Genomic DNA, 19,063 nt, shown 5'->3' on the forward strand with positions numbered 1-19,063 from the left:
TTTTAATTAATCTTCAAAATTGGTGTCACCTTCAACTGTTACGTTTGAAAGCTCAACACCGGTGTTGCCTTTTAAAGTAAGATTACCTTTTACTGTTGCATACTCAAGTTTTGCAACACCTGTAACATCAACGACTACATTTCCAAAATAGACCTTTGGAGCACTTGCCGTTCCGCTGAATGATGCAGCTGGAACAGTTTGTGGCGCAACGTTAATGATCCGTCCTTCGACTTGAGGATTAACAGTTTTATTTGGTTGTGCTGCAATATAGTCATTGAACATTTCCCAATCCACAAATCCTGGTTCACTCACACGGCCTTCTGCGTAAGCTTTCGCAAACATCGTGAAGCCGTCGCCGCCTTTAGCTGTAAAGATATTTGTAGCAACATAATAATTCTTCGTAAGGTCTAATGCAGTGTAACTGCCATCTTTTCCTTTTACTTCAATCGTTTGAACTTTTGAGCCAACTGGTTTTGAACTGTCATAAGTGAATTTCAAACCAGATACTTGTAAGAATCCTCCGAATGCAGCTGGAGCATCTTTTACACTGTATTCTAGGGCCGATTTAATTTCATCACCTTTTAAGTCCATGATTCCTAGTGCATTCCCAAATGGCAATACTTTAAATACATCTGCTAAGGTAATATTTCCAGCAGGTAGCGTTACACGAACACCGCCGCCGTTTTGGAAAGCAATTAGTGTGTCAGCGTTAATTGTTTTTGCTTTTGCCAGCATTCCATCAGCCACAAAGTTACCAAGGTTGGTTTCACCAACACGTGCTGGTGGATTTCCGCCTACTAATGGAACAGCTGCAGTACCAACGACTGTATTCTTCTTCGCATCAATAGCAGGCTTATATTTTGTGTTTAAGATTTGAGCTGTAGCTTCATCATCTGCATACGTAGCAATATCAAGTAGTTTTCCAGTAGTTTCTGGAACGATTACTTTACCTGCTGCATCAAATGTTACATCTAGTGTTCCTAGATATTTATTGTATTCGTTCGCTTGGACGATGGCAGTTGGCTCATCGCCAGTTTTATCAAATACAGGCGCATCAAGCTTTGTATGGGTATGACCGCCAACAATTACGTCAATACCTTCTACTTGTTTCGCTAATTCTAAATCATTGTCCCAAGTTAGAGAGTCATCATAACCGAGGTGTGAGAGTAACACAATTTTGTTAACACCTTGTGCTTTAAAGGAATCAACCGATTTTTGTGCTTCTTGAATATAGTTTTCAAAGTCTACTCCTGCACCCGGACTTGAAATGGTAGGAGTTTCAGCAGTTGTTAAGCCAAAAATACCGATCTTTTCACCATTAACAACTTTTACAATTCCGTTGTAAATTTCACCGCCAACAGGGTTATCTGTTGTCAAGTCATTATGGAAACGTGATTGTAAATTTGCATCTTTTGTAAAGTTTACGTTCGCACTGACAAATGGGAAGTCCGCTTCTTTAACAAAGTCAGCCAATACGCCTGTACCCATGTCAAATTCGTGGTTTCCAAACGTCATTGCGTCGTAGCCAGCTAATTCCATAAACTCTAAGTCTGCTAAACCTTTATACTCATTGAAATACAAAGTTCCAGAGAATACGTCTCCAGCATCAAGTAATAAAGCATCTGGTTTAGCTGCCCTTACGGATTTAATGGCTGTCATTTTCTTCGCCACATTATCAATGTTTGCATGCGTGTCATTCGTATGCATGATATTCAATGTGAATTTTTCAGCTGGCTGGTTTGCTAAAACATCAATGTTTAATTCCAATGTTCCGTTCACTGTAAATTCTTTTGGCTGAACGTACCAGTGGTTTTCTGCACTGACCCAAATACCCTCCAGCTTGTAGCTTCCGTTTGGTAATGTTGTGCTATAGACACCGTTAGCATCTGTAGTGATGTCATACCATTTTTCTTCACCAGTTGTCGTATGAACACTAAAAGTCACGTTCGGAAGTACTGTATTTCCTTTCTTTACTACCCCGGTAACGTTTGGTGACACAACGCCAGTTCCATCTTTTAACACGTCAAGGTTTAATTGTAATAAACCATTAACGGTGAAGTCTTTCTTAAGCTCGTACCATTTTCCTGCGGCACTGTCCCAAATTCCTTCGATTGTGTAAGTGCCATTTGGTAATTTTAATTCATAGTTTCCGTTTGCATCTGTTTTTGCGTCATACCATACTGCTTCCCCTGTTTTTGTATGAAGACTGAAGACAGTATTTGCTAATGGTGATGTTCCTTTTGTTACTGTTCCAGTAACATTGAATACACCAGCAATATTAATCTGTAATTCTGCTGCCCCGACAAGTTTCCCATCCTTCATGGTGAATGCTTGATTGAGCTCAAACCATTTCTTAGCTGCAGCATCCCAAATACCATCCACTTGGTAGCTGCCATCTGCTAGTTTAAAGTTGAATTTACCGTTTTTGTCAGTTGTTGCATCATACCACTTACCATCCGTGGTATGTACACTAAATGTAAGATTAGACAATGCTTGTGTGCCATTTTTAACTGCACCTGTTAGGTTCCATGTACCTTCAGCAGGATCTAATGCATCAATTTTGAGTTCATGTAATCCATCGACTAAACCGTTTTTAATCGTAATGGTTTTGCCAAGCGGATACCATTTAGGTGCGACCCAGACACCTTCAATTTTATAGGTACCATCTGCTAGATTGTGAGAAAATACGCCGTTTGCATCTGAGGTGAAATCATGCCATTGACTCGTAGTAGTATCTTTGAGACTGAAAGTGATGTTTGCTAGAGGTTCATCACCCGATACTAGTTTCCCTTGACCGGCAACTGCACCAGGATCTGGCTGTGGTTCTTGAGCTGTAAGGACTTCGCCTTTGAATTCGATTTCGCCGATGCGGCTGGTACCTGTAGATGCAAGTGCAGTACCATTAGCTGCTATCTCAGAAGTTTTAATCCATCTTACCTGGACTAGGTTCTGATCATTTGCTTCTTTTGGTAATGCCGCATTTGTTAATACTCCAGCGGTCCAGTTGTCAGCCAGAGTTACGGCAGCATTTGGAACATCCACCCATGTAGTGCCATCTAAACTATATTGAACCTTGAAATCTCTCGGTCCTGTTTTTGAGCTATATTGTTTGGATGATAAGGTAATATTTTGATAGCCTTTTGTGGAAATAGATACTTTCCAGAATGACGGATTTGCTGTCCAAGGAGTAGCATTTGGAACTTGGCTTCCTGTTGTAGGGCCACCTACATAAGTTGCCGAAATTGTAGCACCTGTTGCAGACAACACTTTATCAGTATTTGCAGAAATTCCAGATGTTACAGCTAATTTATTTGTTGCACTACTAAAATCCCACTTAGCCAATGAAACTGGCTCTGAGAGTGCACTTGCGTTTAGTGGCAATACCATTGCTAACAGCACAACCGCTGTCAAAACCATGCTAAGCCACTTTTTTGACTTATTGAAAACTTGATTCACAGATATTTCCCCCCAATTCCATAAAGTTGTAAAAAATGTAAGGTTAGTCTAGGTGTGAAATTCCAGTATTTCTAAGTATTCCCTCTCTTTCCATTAGGTATATAATACTATTAATAGTTTATAATTAATCTTCCCACAATTCTATATAATTCTATAAATATTACAGACTTTTTACACTATTAAATAATTTTTACAATATTTGGTTTTAATAAGGTTATAGATTGTAAATATTTCCCTATCAAAAAGTGCCTGACACCATTTCTACTTTCAACACAATGGCTAACGTTTATTTATGATAGGAAATACAAAAAGCTTCTCATAAAGAACAGACAAAAAACTGCCCCATCACTTGATGAGGCAGTTTAGTTAAACGTGAATTAAATTAATTTTTTGACCTGGTTTGAGAAGGGTTAGAAGTGGCAGATCTTCCTCCACGACTCTGCCTACCACATTGACGCGGTCATCTGCGGGCAAGTCATTAAGCATGATTTGGACTTCCCCCCGATATCGCCCATACCGGTCATTATCTCGTGTAATGGTTCCCATTGAACGGATATCGGTATTGTCAGGAAAAACAGGTTTAGTACTCCTTGTATCCATCAATCTTAACACATCCCGTGAAAAGTCAGGACGGAGACGGTACTCCCCTGCTTGAAACCCTTCGATTCGGATAGAAACACGCCCGTGCTGGTCAAACTCTATTAATCTTGTCAGCAGCTCTTCACTTACCTCCGGATCGCCAATATAGATATCCTCCACACCCGCACGATTTAATTCCAGCGCAGCGAGAAATGGATCGACATGGCGATGGGATTCCAAGGTTGGCAGCCCCTCGAACAGTGGAGCACGTTTTTCTCCATCGCCTGGAATATACGCACTTACCGGAATTCCCAGCCGTTTAAAAAGTTCATTTTGGTTATCAAAAAATGCTTCCGATAATCCTGTTTCACGCCTAGGGTAAAAATTGTGCCAAGCAATCAGCTGATTAGGTTTTAACCCGCCATCAAGCAAGGCAACGATCTCATCCTCAAACAAAATGCTCGCATTCAGCGCAAGTTTAAATTCGTTTGCCAGGCTCAAAATTGTATCATGGTCAAAAAAGTCATCCAGCCGGAGTCCCATAACCCCTAACGATTTTAAATCAGACAAACTAGTCAATCCTAAATGACCTGGTGTTCTAGCCGATACATCTGCATACACGTCTATCCCACACTCTTTAGCTGTTTGCAGCAATGTTTTCGCACGATTCGCTAAATCCCCGGATTCTTCAGGAATGTGAAGCGAGGTAAAAGCCCGCTTCACCCCCTGTTTTCCTGCCAAAGCAATCCGAGCCTCAGCTAACGGATCGTTTAAATAGAAGGAAATACCGATCAATCAAACTCACCAGCCATCTCATCTTTGAAACCGAACAAATACGTAAACGCAAAACCTGCTGCATAAGCAACCAATACGCCAACTAGATAAAGTAAAACTTGGCCTGTGACAACTAAGAAGGCAAGTGGTAAACCAGATACGCCTACTGCAATTGTTGCTACATGGAAAGCTGCTTGGAAAGCACCGCCGACACCTGCTCCTAAACAAGCAGTTAAGAATGGACGGCCTAATGGAAGGGTAACACCGAAAATAAGCGGCTCTCCGATTCCAAGGATTCCTGCTGGAAGACCCCCGCCAATCGCTCTTTTTAAGCCCTTTTTCTTTGTTTTAAAGTAAATCGCAAACGCAGCACCAACTTGTGCAGCACCACCCATTGCCAAGATAGGCAGAAGCGGGTCATTACCTAATGTATTAATAAGTTCAAGGTGAATTGGTGTTAAGCCTTGATGCAGGCCAGTTACCACAAGTGGAAGGAACGTTGCCCCAAGGACAAATCCAGCCACAACACCACCCATATCAAGCAATGAAGTTAAACCTTTTGTAATCACATCTGATACAAAACCACCAAGCGGCATAAATACAACATAAGTAACAATACCAGTAATCAATAAAGCAACCGTTGGGGTAATAAATAAATCAAGTGATTGTGGAACATAACGACGAACTCGTTTTTCAACTAAAGCAATGAAAATAGCAGCAAATAAAACACCGATTAAACCGCCGCGTCCAGGAAGCAATGCTGTATCAAACAATTTAATGCCTGCAACAGCAGGGTTAATGATTAAGATACCGGCAATTGCACCAAGTGCTGGCGATCCGCCAAACTCCTTCGCGGCATTGGTACCAACTAAAATACCAAGGTAACCAAATAATCCGCCGCCAATAACAGAAAGAATCGTTGCAAGCTGAGAATCGCCTGCCATCCAGCCTGCTTGGATAATCGCTTTGGTAATCCCTGTAATTAAACCAGATGCCACAAGGGCTGGGATTAATGGAATGAAGATACTTGCGATTTTTCGTAAAAACAGCTTAAATGGAGTCGCGTTCTTTTTATTGATTTCGGCTTTATTGCTGGCCGCCATTTCTTTTAAATTAATGCCGCCTCCAGCATCTACTAACTTACCAAACTCATCGGTTACGGTATTTACCTTTCCAGGTCCAAGGATAATTTGTAAGGTGTCAGCTTCCACAAATCCAATGACCCCATCTATTTTCTTAATGGCAGCCTTGTCGACAATTGACTCATCCTTCGGTGTCACGCGAAGCCTCGTCATACAATGTGTGTAATTGCTTACATTTCCGGGACCGCCTAATTGTTTCAGAATTTCTTCGGCTAATCTTTTGCTATCTCCAGCCATGTTAATTCCCCTTCTCTCCGTTGTTTATTCTCTTTTTTAACGTGAACGATTCCCCAAGACAGTATGGTTTAGGAAAAATTTGAATGGTACGTTGTTCACATCACCCCCCGAAAGTTTATTTTCCTTCCTTAATAAACCGAATGGCTTCCCTTGTTTGATCAATGGAATGAATGGTTTGATCATATTGAACGGTTGCCATCGCCAAAAATAAAATATCGATCATGTATAATTGCGCAAGCCGCGATGAGGTGGCAGCACTTCGAAACGGTGCCTCCCCAGAATAAGAAGTAAACAGCTTGATATCCGCTATGGACGAGACGGTAGACTGACCATATTTCGTTAAACTGATCGTTTTTACTCCGCGCTCTTTCGCCAATGTCATCACCTTAATGACCTCATCAGTCTCTCCAGAGTGAGAGATGCCGAACACCACATCCTCTTTACTGGCATTGGCAATTAACGCCGCAACCAGATGTGTATCCGTAAAAGCGGTTGCATTTTTATGAATGCGCAGCAATTTCTGCTGGGCATCCTTGGCAATGATGTTAGAAGCACCAATACCAAAAAGGTGAACATTTTGAGCAGGTGATAAGGTATGAACAGCCCGTTTCAATTCATCATAATTAATGATTTCCTCAGAATCACGGATGCTCTGGATACTATTGCTGGTTGTCTTTTGAACAATCGAGTAAAAGGACTCTCCTGGTTCGATATCACGATACCCTTGTTCGGCAGGTTTTACTAAATCGCCAGCAATTCTTACCTTTAAATCTTGAAATCCAGTTAGTCCCAGTGACTTACACAGTCTGATAACGGCTGCGCCACTAGTTTTGGCTTGGGTTCCGATTTCACTGACCGTACTGTTTAACACGCCTTGCGGATTTTCCAGGATAAATTGGGCAATTTTCCGCTCTGATGTTGGAAGCTGTTCAAGCATATTTTGAATCATTTTTAAACCGCCTGCTGCCACGCCTAAAACCACCTTTTCATCTCAATCAACCTTCGGCACGTTCAATCGCCTTTTTCACATATCCATTCGCTTCAGTTAACAGTTTTTCTGCTTCCTGTTTAGAAGTACTTGTTTTGATCATGACAATCGCTGTCTTGACTTGCAAGTCCGCTTTTTCTAATGTTTCCAACGCCTGTTGATAGGAAGCCCCGGTGATTTTCCGGATGATGCCGATTGCTCGTTCCTTCAACTTTTGATTGCTTACATGGACATCAACCATTAAGTTTTCATAAGCCTTCCCTATAAGAATCATCGAGGACGTCGAAATCATATTCAAAATCATCTTATGAGCAGTGCCTGCCTTCAACCGAGTAGAACCCGTTAATACTTCAGGACCGACGATGACTTCAATGCTTTGATCGGCCACTTTGCTAATCGCCGCATTTTTATTACATGAAAGTGCGACCGTTTTTGCGCCAATGCTTCGTGCATAGCGGAGCGCTCCAATCACATAAGGTGTGCGGCCGCTGGCGGCGATGCCGATCACGGTATCATTTTCATTTAATTCCAATCCTTTCAAATCGCTGACCCCGAGTTCCGGATCATCCTCGGCCCCTTCAACCGCTTTTAAGAATGCTCCTTCTCCACCTGCAATAAGCCCTTGAACCATTTCTGGATCGGTGCTGAAGGTGGGCGGGCATTCAACCGCATCCAATACCCCTAATCTCCCGCTTGTTCCGGCACCTAAATAAATGAGACGCCCGCCTTTTTGAAAGGATTGAAAGACAAACTGTACGGCTGCTTCCACATCGGGTAAGACTTCTTTTACCGCTAGCGCCACCAGTTGGTCCTGTTCATTCATAATCCGCAAAATATCTTGAGGATTCGCTGTATCTATTTGCATGGAACGTTCATTTCGTGACTCAGTTGTTAGTAATTCCAGATTTTCTTTCATCGTATCGTTGTCCTCCTGCTTCGTATTTCTAAGGTGTAAACGGTTACTGTAAATTTATTATAGTCCGAATGAAATAGTAATTCAATATTTTTATATAAATTTTAAAATATCATTTTAAAATAATAGTTAAAACTTCCTATCATTATTCTAGTAAATATCGTCTAATCGCCTCGGCAACTCCTGCATCACTATTCATCCCCGTCACCCGGTCCGCTAGCTCTTTGACCGGTTCTGGAGCATTTCCCATTGCGATACCAAGCCCCGCCACAGAAAGCATTAGCGCATCATTATAGTTATCACCGATGGCAGCGGTTTGTTCGATTGGGATAGCCAATTTTTCGGTGAGCTTCAAAAGTGTCGCTGCCTTAGTCACGCCACTTGGTGATATTTCTAAATTAAGGAAATTCAAACTGCTGCTAATCTCCATATCCCCTACATAATCCGCAATCATCCTTGAAAAATCAGACAGCTTTCCGTCATCATCAAAAACAGCGATTTTCGAAATCATCGGCTGATTTTTTTTAAAATAGTCGTAAAAATTCTCCACAACTTTGACCTGGCATTTGCCGCGAAACACTTCACAGTCGCTGCTTGTGCCACCTGTTTGCTCTAGGGATAAAATATTATTTTCAATCCATTGTTCATTCCATTTATTGACGGCTGGAACCAGGAGTGTATCGCCCTCATAAAAATGAGCATAAATTCCGTTTGCCTCACATAATTCCCAAAAAGCTAGGAGGGATTCATGCTGAAAATTAGCCTGCTGGCTGATTTCGCCATTTTCATCCAATAAGAAAGCACCGTTGTACGCAATGATCGGCTCTCCCTCTAGTCCAATAGTTTTTGCAATCCATTGGGTTGAAAGCGGTGAACGCCCGCTGCAAATCACAACCCTTCCACCTCTTTTTCGGTATTCATGGATAGCTTCAATGGTTTCTATATCAATCTCTTTGTTTGCATTCAACAATGTCCCATCCAAATCAGTCGCTAATAATTGATATTTCAATTTTATTGCTCCTTTTGAATTAATATTTTATAATTATTATATGTTTTATGAAATAATATTTCAAAACAATTTTCTTGCAAAGTCCTTTATACTATTTTTAAAGCGTTTGCATAGTCAAAGCTGCGCTTTGTCCAAGCGAAGTCTTTTTTACTAAAATCAATTACTGGCAGGAATGGGGGAAACATAATGCTTTTACCAGAAGTAAAAGAAAAACTGATATCCATTGTAACCAAAGACAACTTTGCTGATTCCCAAACGGAGCGCTTAGTTTACTCATACGATGCCACACCAAATTTTCAATCGATGCCGGATGCAGTGGTGAGTCCGCGTACAAAAGAAGAAGTTGCCCAGATTTTAATGGTTTGTAACGAATATAAGGTGCCCATTGTACCAAGAGGTTCTGGCACCAATCTTTGCGGCGGCACATGTCCGACCGAGGGCGGCGTTGTTCTTCTTTTTAAACATATGAACAAAATCATCGAAATAGATGAGGAAAATCTCACTATTACCGTTCAGCCTGGTGTGATTACACTTGATTTGATTCATGCGGTTGAGGAGAGAGGGTTGTTCTATCCTCCCGATCCAAGTTCGATGAAGATCTCCACCATTGGAGGCAATATCAATGAAAACTCAGGAGGCTTGCGTGGTCTCAAATATGGTGTCACACGTGATTATGTGATTGCCCTCGAAGTGGTTTTGCCGAATGGTGATATCATCCGTACCGGAGGCAAGCTGGCCAAAGATGTGGCTGGTTATGATTTAACTCGTCTGTTTGTTGGCTCTGAAGGGACGCTCTGTGTCATTACGGAAGCGACGCTTAAATTAATTCCGATGCCAGAAACTAGGAAGACAATGCTGGCACTCTACCAAGATCTCAACGCGGCAGCTAAATCGGTTTCAAAAATTATTGCCAATAAAATAATTCCCGTCACACTGGAGTTCTTGGACCAGTCGACCTTAAAGGTAGTCGAGGAATTTGCGCAAATCGGCCTGCCTACTGATGTTCAGGCGGTCCTGTTAATAGAGCAGGACGGTCCTCGCGAGGTGGTCGAACGGGATATTCAAAAGATTGCGGAAGTATGTAAGCAAGAACAAGCGGTCTCCATCCAAATTGCTGCTACTGAAGAAGATGCCAATGCCTTAACAACTGCAAGGCGTACGGCTTTGTCTGCGATTGCCCGCTTGAAGCCGACGACGATTCTTGAAGATGCGACTGTTCCACGTTCAGAAATTGCCAATATGGTCAAAGCGATCAACGAAATTACCGAAAAATATCAATTGACGATATGTACGTTTGGTCACGCAGGCGATGGCAATCTTCACCCAACCTGTGCAACTGATGCGAGAAATCATGAAGAGATGGAACGCGTTGAAAAAGCATTCGCCGAGATTTTTGAAAGAGCAATTGAATTAGGCGGGACGATTACCGGTGAACACGGAGTCGGCGCGATGAAGGCCCCATATCTTGAATGGAAGCTGAAAAAAGAAGGAATCGCAGCGATGCAAGGAATTAAGATGGCCTTTGACCCGAATAACATTATGAATCCGGGGAAAGTGTTTGCGAAAGACAGCAAGAAACGCGTGGTGGTGACAAGATGACAACCGTGGCTGAACAAGAAAAAATTCAAGCACAATTTAAAGCACGAATGAACGAGGACGAATTATTAAACTGTATGCGCTGCGGCTTTTGCCTGCCGACCTGCCCCACCTATATCGAATCAGGTTATAAGGAGTCCCATTCGCCGCGGGGCAGAATTGCCTTAATGAAGGCTGTCGTCGACGGACTGATTGAACCTGATGAAGATTTCGAGCGTTCACTTGACCTCTGCCTTGGCTGCCGGGCCTGTGAACCCGTCTGCCCATCCGGTGTGAATTATGGGCATTTATTAGAAGACGCCCGTGATTTTATTAATCAAAATAAGAAACATTCATTGCCAGTCAGGGCCGTAAGAAAAACCGTGTTTGAAGGGTTGTTTCCTCATCAAAGTCGGATGCGGCAAACAGTCGGTCTGCTTGGTTTTTACCAGCGTTCCGGAATTCAAACGATTGCTCGAAAAATTGGGTTCTTAGGGCTGTTGCCTGCAAGTTTAAAAACAATGGAAAAAGTATTACCTCAAGTGCCAACCATGAAAGAGATGAAGAATCGTCCTGAATTTTTACCAGCGGTTTCTGCGGTGGAAAAGGTGCACAGGGTTGCTTTTTTCAGCGGCTGTTTAATGGATACGATGTTCATGAAAACAAACGATGCGACGATGAAGCTGCTTCAGTTAGCAGGCTGTGAAATTGTCATTCCGAAAAACCAGGCTTGCTGCGGGGCGCTACATGGTCACAGCGGCGAAAAGGACGCGGCAAAGGAGCTGGCCAAACGAAATATTGCTGCCTTTGAAGATTTAGATGCAGATTTTATTATTACCAATGCCGGCGGCTGCGGAGCCTTTTTAATTGATTATGATCATTTATTGAAGGATGATCCTGCTTGGCGGGACCGTGCGAAGGCCTTTAAAGAGAAGATCAAAGACATTTCCGAGATTTTAGCAGCGATTGATTTTCATAAAAAGGTAGAGTTAGAGCTTCCGCCACAGGTGATTACCTATCAGGATTCGTGCCATCTTCGCAATGTGATGAAAACGGCTTCTGCCCCTAGGACTCTTTTAAATGCGATACAAGGTGTTCATTTTCAAGAAATGAAGGATGCCGACCGTTGCTGTGGTTCAGCGGGAATCTATAATATTGTGGAATCAGAGTCGTCGATGGTCATGCTTGACTATAAAATGACGCAAGCAAAAGCGACCCACGCGACGACGATTGTCACAGCCAATCCTGGCTGCTTGTTACAGATGCAGCTCGGCATAGAGCGGGAGGGCTTGTCCTCAAAAATGCGGGCGGTTCATATTGTTGATTTATTAGCGGAAGCCGTAAAGAAAGAGTAACTGTTGTGAATTGCATACTTTTTGCCCTATGTTGGGAATTATGAGAGTTTCATAGTTCCCAGTGTGGGGATTTTTTTGTGTTCCTTTTCCCCTTTGCAGAAAAAATTTGCTCACTTGGTTAATGCACGGCCGTTCCTTTTCCCTTTTGCAGAGGAAATTCGCTCACTTGGTTAATGCACGTGCTGTGGCACTGCCACGCTGAGTCCTGATTACTTTTTTTGACCGTAGTTACTCTTTTTTCACGCTCACGGGCACAATTACCTTTTTTTATGACCGCCACACCTCTTTTTTCTCAGTCATGGGCACAATTACCACGCGCAGCTCTCTCACTGTCCCCAGTTACAATAAAAAAGGTATCTTTCCCTTCGGTTTTTTCAGAACAATACAAAAAATTCTCCCACATCACGTGACAGACACTGCAAATAGGATTAAAATCATCAATAGGCAAGCGAATATTGTTGAGGAGGCCGCCCAGATGCAGCTAAGCAGTGAGGAAATTGAAATTTTAAAAATCATTGAAGAAAATCATAAACTACCGGTTGAATCCATCGCTTTGATGGCGATGTGCTCAGAGGAAACCGTTACAGCTACCATTGAAAAATTAGAGCAAGGCAACATAATAATGAGCTATCCAACCCTAATTGACTGGAGCAAAGTCGAGGGACAAGAAAATGTCAATGCAATGATTGACGTGAAAGTCACACCAAAGCGTGGGGTCGGATTTGATGAGGTTGCCCAAAGAATAAGCCGTTTTCCTGAGGTAACTTCTTTATATTTAATGTCAGGGGCTTACGATTTGTCGATTACGGTTGAAGGTAAAACCATGAATGAAATCGCTCAGTTTGTTTCGGAAAAATTATCAACGATTGAGAATGTAATTTCGACCACCACTCATTTCATGTTAAAAAAATACAAACATGACGGCGTAAGTTTTAACAATGGGACCGATGATAAAGATCGCAGGATGGTGGTTACACCATGAAACATGAGATCTCACACTACCTTTCCCAAACAGCAAAAGAACTGCATCCCTCGGGGATTAGGAAGTTTTTTGATTTGGCAGCCAGTATGGAGGGCGTCATTTCATTAGGTGTTGGTGAACCAGACTTTGTCACACCCTGGAGTATTCGCGAAGCCACTATTCTTTCAATCGAACAAGGCTTTACATCCTATACAGCCAACGCCGGTCTCTTAGAATTACGAGAAGAAATTACCAACTATCTATCTAATCGATTTGGGGTTCAATATAACCCAAGTAATCAAATTATTGTGACCATCGGTGCAAGCCAAGCGATTGACCTTGCCTTTCGCGCCATGTTAAACCAAGGCGAGGAAGTTTTGATCGTTGAACCGGCCTTCGTCTCCTATGGCCCATTAGTCGCCTGCGCTGGCGGGACACCTGTGCCAGTTGCCACTTCACCAGATAACGGCTTTAAAGTTACAGCCAGACAAATCGAAGCCGCTATTACCGATAAAACAAAAGCTATTCTTTTATGTTCGCCAAACAATCCAACTGGCAGTATGTTAACAAAAACTGAACTGGTTGAGATTGCTGAAGTCATCAAAAAACATGACTTACTGGTCGTTTCCGATGAAATTTATGCTGAATTATCTTATGATGAAGAATTTAGCAGCATGGCTTCCATTGATGGAATGTACGAGCGGACGATCTTAATAAACGGTTTTTCAAAGGGGTTTGCGATGACAGGCTGGCGCTTAGGCTTTCTTGCTGGTCCTAGAGAATTTGTAGAAGTGATGTTAAAAATCCACCAATATACGACCATGTGTGCACCTCACATGCTCCAACACGGTGCCATTGAAGCCCTTCGCAATACTTATCACGAAGTGGAATCGATGCGGAACAGCTATCGCCGGAGACGAAATTATGTCGTGCAAACACTCAATCAAATGGGGCTTGAGTGTCATACTCCTGGCGGCGCCTTTTATGTCTTTCCTTCCATCCGGTCGACTGGCTTGAGCTCTGAACAATTTGCCGAAGAATTGTTAAGGCAGGAAAAAGTGGCAGTGGTTCCAGGTCATGTCTTTGGCGAAAGCGGCGAAGGCTACATTCGCTGTTCCTACGCCACCTCGATGGAGGAACTGCAAGAAGCTCTAAAACGCATTAAACACTTTATTGCTTCAAAAGGGGTTCATGCTGACAGCCATACAGTTAAAGCTGAGTCACTTTAACCAACAAAACAAGTCCCAGGTGTACACGGACCACCTGGGACCATTTTGAATAAAAAGGGTGGTTAGATATGTTTAGGCAAAAAAAGCAAGTCCTAACTTGCATTGTTCTACTAATCGGAACCATCGGAATCGCTGCATTTATTTTTCCAAAGCCCCCCAGCGAAATAGAAAAACCAAATAAGGGAGTTGTGACAATGGCCACTAACCAAATCATGATTGATCCGAAAATTGATTTAACGAGCGATCAAGAAATTACCATCCTCATTCATTTTCGTACCAAACCAGCACGAGCCGCTGTTGAATGGGCAAAAACTCAAGGGATTCCGTTAACACTGGAACAAGCTGAACAAGATGTAAAAAAAAGTCATCAACGCTTTCGGGCTGATATAAAAAAATACTTAGACAGTGAGCAAATTCCTTATGCCGTCACCCACACATATACAGCTGCTTTTAATGGGGTAGCGATGCGGCTGCGGGCCACAGATATAAAAGCCTTATTGCAATCTGCTGAAATTGAGGCGATCTATGCCAATAAGCAGATGAACATGGTTCCTCCCGTAAAGCCATCCTAAAAAAACTACACCTGTGGGGAACACACTAACTCATGACCTTACTCTTTTCCCATTCTTCCACCAGCTTGCATTCTCACGATACCATTCAATCGTTTCCGTAATTCCTGTCTCAAACTCATATTCCTGCTGCCAGCCTAATTCCGACATGATTTTAATCGGATCACTGGCATAGCGATAATCATGCCCGAGCCGGTCAGGAACGTATTCAATTAATTTCTTTGATACACCTAATTTTTCAATGATAAGATGGACAATTTCATTATTGGTCCATTCATTATCTCCGCCAATATTATAAATCTCGCCAGCCCGTCCATAATGAATCACCAAATCAATACCCTTGCAATGATCTTCAACATGAATCCAATCGCGAATGTTACCGCCATCACCATAAATCGGCAGCCGTTTTCCTTCTAAAGCATGGGTAATCATTAATGGGATTAATTTTTCCTGATTTTGATACGGACCATAATTATTAGAACAACGAGATATATTCACATCTAAGCCAAACGTTCTGAAATAAGACAGCACAAGCAAATCCGCTCCCGCTTTACTTGAAGCATACGGACTATTCGGCGAAAGCGGTGATTCTTCAGAAAAATAGCCTGTTTCCCCAAGTGATCCATATACTTCATCCGTAGAGATTTGGACAAACTTTTGAATTCCAAATTCATTGGCCACATCCAGTAATGTTTGCGTGCCGACCACATTCGTTTGCACAAACACTCCAGGATGTAAAATACTCCGATCTACATGTGATTCCGCGGCAAAATTCACGATTGTATCAATTTGATGGGATGCCACGACATGCCGGACCAACTCACCGTTCATAATGTTCCCGTGCACAAAAGCATAATGCTTATTCCCTTGTATATCAGCTAAGTTCTCCAAAGTGCCGGCATACGTTAACAAATCGTAATTCACAATTTTATAATCAGGATATTTTTTTAGGATATAACGGATAAAGTTACTACCAATAAACCCTGCGCCGCCCGTTACTAGAATATTCATAGCAAACCCCTTTTCCTAAAGGTCATTTACTTTATAATAGCATGAAAATTCAAATAACTCTCCTTGAAATAAATAAAAGGAACCAAGTTTTATTTGGTTCCCTCATTAATTTTAATTGGGTTGCTTACTTAATTCAAGGATGGAATACACTTTCACGGCATCATACTCTTCTTTTGTAAGTCGATTCAAAACAATCTCTTTCACTTGTTTTTTTTCTTCTGCTGTAATCCCGCCGTTTGCCTTTTTCGCTAAATCGGTTAGCTCACCCATTGAAAATTTTGTTAATAAAAACTTTAGCACATCTTCTCTTGATTCAAAACGTAAACTTGACTTACTTTGTTCAGAAGCTGGTTGGCTCGCTGTGTTAGTTTTAACCTTATTGCTTTCTTCATTTACTGTTACAGGTTTCTGGGTTTCGTTGTTAGTCACAGTTGAATTTGTTTCGCCATGGCTAGTAGCTGCTACCGCATATTTTTCAAGAACCTCTTGTTTTTTGTCAGCTCCCACTTCATCTTCAATCACTTGCTGAATGGAAGGGTCCTTTAATAATTCTTGGATATCTTTCTCAGGAATTTGTGATGACAGCTCATTGACCACTTTATCTGATACCATATTCATGCCAATCTTGTAGCCGGCAAAACCAAGAATGACAAGAATGACCAACGGTATTCCTAGCTTCATCATTTTTCTTTTCCAGAAAGGCTTTTTCACCGGTTTACGGTGACCGCCCCCTACTTTTTTATAATAAAGACCTTCCTCGTCTTTAAAATATTTAATACCTAGCAGCTTAAACGGTGTTAGGACTTCTTTCATTTTCGGCATGGATATCCCCCTAATTAGCGGAGTTTGGGTCTGAACCATACCCGTTTGGATTATTTTTTTGCCATTTCCAAGAATCGCGGCACATTTCGGCAATTCCTCTGGTAGCCTCCCAATTTAACTCGTTTTTCGCCTTTGACGGGTCGGCATAGCAAATGGCAACATCGCCAGGTCGTCTATCAACAATTTTAAAAGGAACGTGCTCGCCTGATGCCTTTTCAAACGCCTCGACAATTTCTAATACACTATAACCTGTACCCGTTCCAAGATTATAAGCTTCTACACCCTTTGCAGACAGGACTTTCTCAAGTGCTTTTAAATGGCCCAGCGCAAGGTCGACGACATGGATATAGTCCCTTACCCCTGAACCATCAACGGTTGGGTAGTCATTTCCAAACACTTGCAATTCTTTCAATTTGCCAACCGCAACCTGCGTAATAAACGGCATTAAATTGTTGGGAATTCCATTTGGGTCCTCACCGATCCGGCCGCTTTCATGGGCCCCAATCGGATTAAAATAGCGGAGCAAGGCAATACTCCAGTCCTGGTCGGCAACATATAAATCGCGTAAAATCTCTTCAATAAAAAGCTTTGTCCGGCCATATGGATTCGTTGCACTTAGCGGAAAATCTTCTGAAATCGGCACCCGGTCAGGCATGCCGTATACCGTCGCTGAAGAACTGAACACTAGCTTCTTTACGTCATATTTTTTCATGACCTCACAAAGAATGAGCGTCCCTGTAATATTATTTTGATAATAATGTAGTGGTATCGAGACAGATTCCCCCACGGCTTTTAACCCGGCAAAATGAATGACTGCATCGATTTCATTTTCAGCAAACACTCTGTCGAGCTCATCACGGTCAAGTAAATCTACTTCATAAAACGTAAAGTCTTTACCTGAAAGCTCCTTCACTCTCTGCAAAGATTCAGGCTTACTATTTGAATAATTGTCAAGGATAATAACCTCGTGGCCAGCCTTAAGCAACTCAACACATGTATGACTGCCAATATAACCGGCACCGCCCGTTACTAAAATTGCCATTGATTTAATCTCTCCTTTTTTTTGAGCACAAACTATATTTATATTACCAAACTTCATGCCAAAAAAATACAAAAGACTTCTATACTTTATGAGTGGTTCTGAAAATGGTGGAGGAAAACTACCATTCTGCCCGGCTAAAGTACTTCTCTAAATAGTCATTTAGGAGGTCAGTGACAAACGTTCGGGAGGTTTCTGGTAAATGAAACTGAACACCATATTGGTATAAGCCGGCAGACAATTCTTGACTCCAGATAATTTCTCCAGGGAGATGAATCATTTCTTCAAGAATGGCTGATTCGATAGAATAAATCAGCTCTTGGTCCTCTTCTAATTGTAGATTAGATAAAAACCTCAACCCGCCTGGACCAATATTTTCTATACACACTAGCGTATTGTCCGTTTCCACTACTATTTCTTGCGGATTAATCAGCGTCATCTCCGATTCAAAAGGATACTTGATGTTAATTCGATAGGAAGACTGCTGAATCATATTTGCCTTTTCTTGTATTGGAGTCAATTTTACTTGCTTTAATGTCATTGCCTATACCCCTTAAATAATCAAAGATTACAGATTACTGCTCGTTAAAGTCTACTTTTTTAATAACGACCTTTTTCCTATAATCGTTTACCCAAAAATAGGGAGGATGTCTCACGAGACACCCTCCCCATCATATGATTTCTTTTTCCATAACCTTTTTCAACTTTTGTAGGATTTTAGAATGGAGCTGTGAGATTCTTGATTTATGAAGGCCTAAAACCTCTCCCACTTCACTCATACTTAAATTTTCATTATAAATTAGTGAAAGAATGATTCTTTCTCGCTCAGGCAGTTCATCAATGAGCGACATTAAGTATTGTTTCTGCTCTTTCTCCTCGACAATCGTCGATTGCTCCATGATAGAAGGATCCGAAATTAATTCTATCTTTAATTGACTCTCGCCGTTGTTCTCAATCGGTTCATTTAACGACTCTTGTTTTTCAAATGAAGCTTGCACCATAATTTCCTTACATTCGGTTTCACTTATTTGTAAATAATCACTAACTTCCTTGATGCTGGGTTGTCTAAATAAATGCTGCTCTAAAAATTGAAAGGCATGCCTGACCTCTTTTTCCTTTTTTCTTAACGTCCTCGGCAGGGGGTCGAGTCGGCGAAGGCCATCATAAATTTCGCCACGTATTCTTTGGGTAGCATACGTTTCAAATTTCACATTTTCTTTCTTGTCATATTTACGAAAGGCATCTAATAAGCCCAGCATTCCAAACGACAGGAGTTCATCTTCTTCCACATGATGTGGAAGATTTCTCTTCATATTTTTAACTATTTTTTTGACTAATGGCAGATATTGATCAAACATCTTTTCTTCCAACTGTTGACTCAAAAACGTTCCCCCTCCTTCTATT

Annotated in this window: 16 protein-coding genes; 5 read left to right on the forward strand and 11 right to left on the reverse strand. The window is 41.8% G+C overall.

Going from position 1 to position 19,063, the window contains the following annotated elements:
• Positions 1 to 6: 6 nt before the first annotated feature.
• The 6 genes from AC4E8C_RS20595 to AC4E8C_RS20620 all read right to left on the reverse strand — a co-directional run bounded on the left by AC4E8C_RS20595 (position 7) and on the right by AC4E8C_RS20620 (position 9,098).
• Positions 7 to 3,456: a 5'-nucleotidase C-terminal domain-containing protein gene (locus AC4E8C_RS20595; protein ID WP_490208491.1), complete on the reverse strand. Its 3,450-nt coding sequence runs from the start codon at positions 3,454 to 3,456 to the stop codon at positions 7 to 9.
• 366 nt (positions 3,457 to 3,822) lie between these two features.
• Positions 3,823 to 4,830 carry a MupG family TIM beta-alpha barrel fold protein gene (locus AC4E8C_RS20600; RefSeq protein WP_490208492.1) on the reverse strand — a complete coding sequence of 336 codons (1,008 nt, stop codon included), beginning with the start codon at positions 4,828 to 4,830 and terminating at the stop codon, positions 3,823 to 3,825.
• A complete protein-coding gene (locus AC4E8C_RS20605; protein WP_490212621.1) occupies positions 4,827 to 6,194 on the reverse strand; it encodes a PTS transporter subunit EIIC in 1,368 nt (455 codons plus the stop codon). Before AC4E8C_RS20605 ends, AC4E8C_RS20600 begins: the two co-directional genes overlap by 4 nt.
• 109 nt (positions 6,195 to 6,303) lie before the next feature.
• Positions 6,304 to 7,158, reverse strand: coding sequence for a MurR/RpiR family transcriptional regulator (locus AC4E8C_RS20610; RefSeq protein ID WP_490208493.1), 855 nt, complete (start codon positions 7,156 to 7,158; stop codon positions 6,304 to 6,306).
• A 25-nt stretch (positions 7,159 to 7,183) separates the two neighbouring features.
• Positions 7,184 to 8,092 (reverse strand): N-acetylmuramic acid 6-phosphate etherase, encoded by a 909-nt coding sequence (gene murQ, locus AC4E8C_RS20615; RefSeq protein WP_490208494.1) that lies wholly within the window; start codon positions 8,090 to 8,092, stop codon positions 7,184 to 7,186.
• A 142-nt stretch (positions 8,093 to 8,234) separates the two neighbouring features.
• Complete coding sequence (locus AC4E8C_RS20620) at positions 8,235 to 9,098, reverse strand: HAD family hydrolase (RefSeq protein WP_490208495.1); 864 nt, start codon at positions 9,096 to 9,098, stop codon at positions 8,235 to 8,237.
• 186 nt (positions 9,099 to 9,284) lie between these two features.
• On the opposite strand from AC4E8C_RS20620, the gene glcD reads away from it, so the two are divergent.
• The 5 genes from glcD to AC4E8C_RS20645 all read left to right on the forward strand — a co-directional run bounded on the left by glcD (position 9,285) and on the right by AC4E8C_RS20645 (position 14,790).
• Positions 9,285 to 10,697 carry a glycolate oxidase subunit GlcD gene (gene glcD, locus AC4E8C_RS20625; protein WP_490208496.1) on the forward strand — a complete coding sequence of 471 codons (1,413 nt, stop codon included), beginning with the start codon at positions 9,285 to 9,287 and terminating at the stop codon, positions 10,695 to 10,697.
• Positions 10,694 to 12,028, forward strand: a complete 1,335-nt coding sequence (locus AC4E8C_RS20630; protein ID WP_490208497.1) for a (Fe-S)-binding protein — start codon at positions 10,694 to 10,696, stop codon at positions 12,026 to 12,028. The genes glcD and AC4E8C_RS20630 overlap by 4 nt, the downstream gene beginning before the upstream one ends.
• 475 nt (positions 12,029 to 12,503) lie before the next feature.
• Entirely contained in the window at positions 12,504 to 13,010 is a 507-nt protein-coding gene (locus AC4E8C_RS20635) for an Lrp/AsnC family transcriptional regulator (protein WP_490208498.1), read from the forward strand.
• Positions 13,007 to 14,218, forward strand: a complete 1,212-nt coding sequence (locus AC4E8C_RS20640) for an aminotransferase (protein WP_490208499.1) — start codon at positions 13,007 to 13,009, stop codon at positions 14,216 to 14,218. Before AC4E8C_RS20635 ends, AC4E8C_RS20640 begins: the two co-directional genes overlap by 4 nt.
• A gap of 68 nt (positions 14,219 to 14,286) precedes the next feature.
• Positions 14,287 to 14,790: a protease inhibitor I9 family protein gene (locus AC4E8C_RS20645; RefSeq protein ID WP_490208500.1), complete on the forward strand. Its 504-nt coding sequence runs from the start codon at positions 14,287 to 14,289 to the stop codon at positions 14,788 to 14,790.
• Between the two features lie 30 nt (positions 14,791 to 14,820).
• On the opposite strand, the gene rfbB is transcribed toward AC4E8C_RS20645, so the two are convergent.
• The 5 genes from rfbB to AC4E8C_RS20670 form a co-directional block, all read right to left on the reverse strand.
• Positions 14,821 to 15,798 (reverse strand): dTDP-glucose 4,6-dehydratase, encoded by a 978-nt coding sequence (rfbB, locus tag AC4E8C_RS20650; protein WP_490208501.1) that lies wholly within the window; start codon positions 15,796 to 15,798, stop codon positions 14,821 to 14,823.
• Between the two features lie 111 nt (positions 15,799 to 15,909).
• Positions 15,910 to 16,620 (reverse strand): hypothetical protein, encoded by a 711-nt coding sequence (locus AC4E8C_RS20655; protein ID WP_490208502.1) that lies wholly within the window; start codon positions 16,618 to 16,620, stop codon positions 15,910 to 15,912.
• A gap of 10 nt (positions 16,621 to 16,630) precedes the next feature.
• Positions 16,631 to 17,662, reverse strand: a complete 1,032-nt coding sequence (gene galE, locus AC4E8C_RS20660) for a UDP-glucose 4-epimerase GalE (RefSeq protein ID WP_490208503.1) — start codon at positions 17,660 to 17,662, stop codon at positions 16,631 to 16,633.
• A 118-nt stretch (positions 17,663 to 17,780) separates the two neighbouring features.
• Positions 17,781 to 18,200 (reverse strand): PilZ domain-containing protein, encoded by a 420-nt coding sequence (locus AC4E8C_RS20665; RefSeq protein WP_490208504.1) that lies wholly within the window; start codon positions 18,198 to 18,200, stop codon positions 17,781 to 17,783.
• 130 nt (positions 18,201 to 18,330) lie between these two features.
• On the reverse strand, positions 18,331 to 19,041 hold the full coding sequence (locus tag AC4E8C_RS20670) for a sigma-70 family RNA polymerase sigma factor (protein WP_490208505.1): 711 nt from the start codon (positions 19,039 to 19,041) through the stop codon (positions 18,331 to 18,333).
• Positions 19,042 to 19,063 lie beyond the last annotated feature (22 nt).

Source organism: Neobacillus sp. SRL179 (assembly GCF_984799095.1).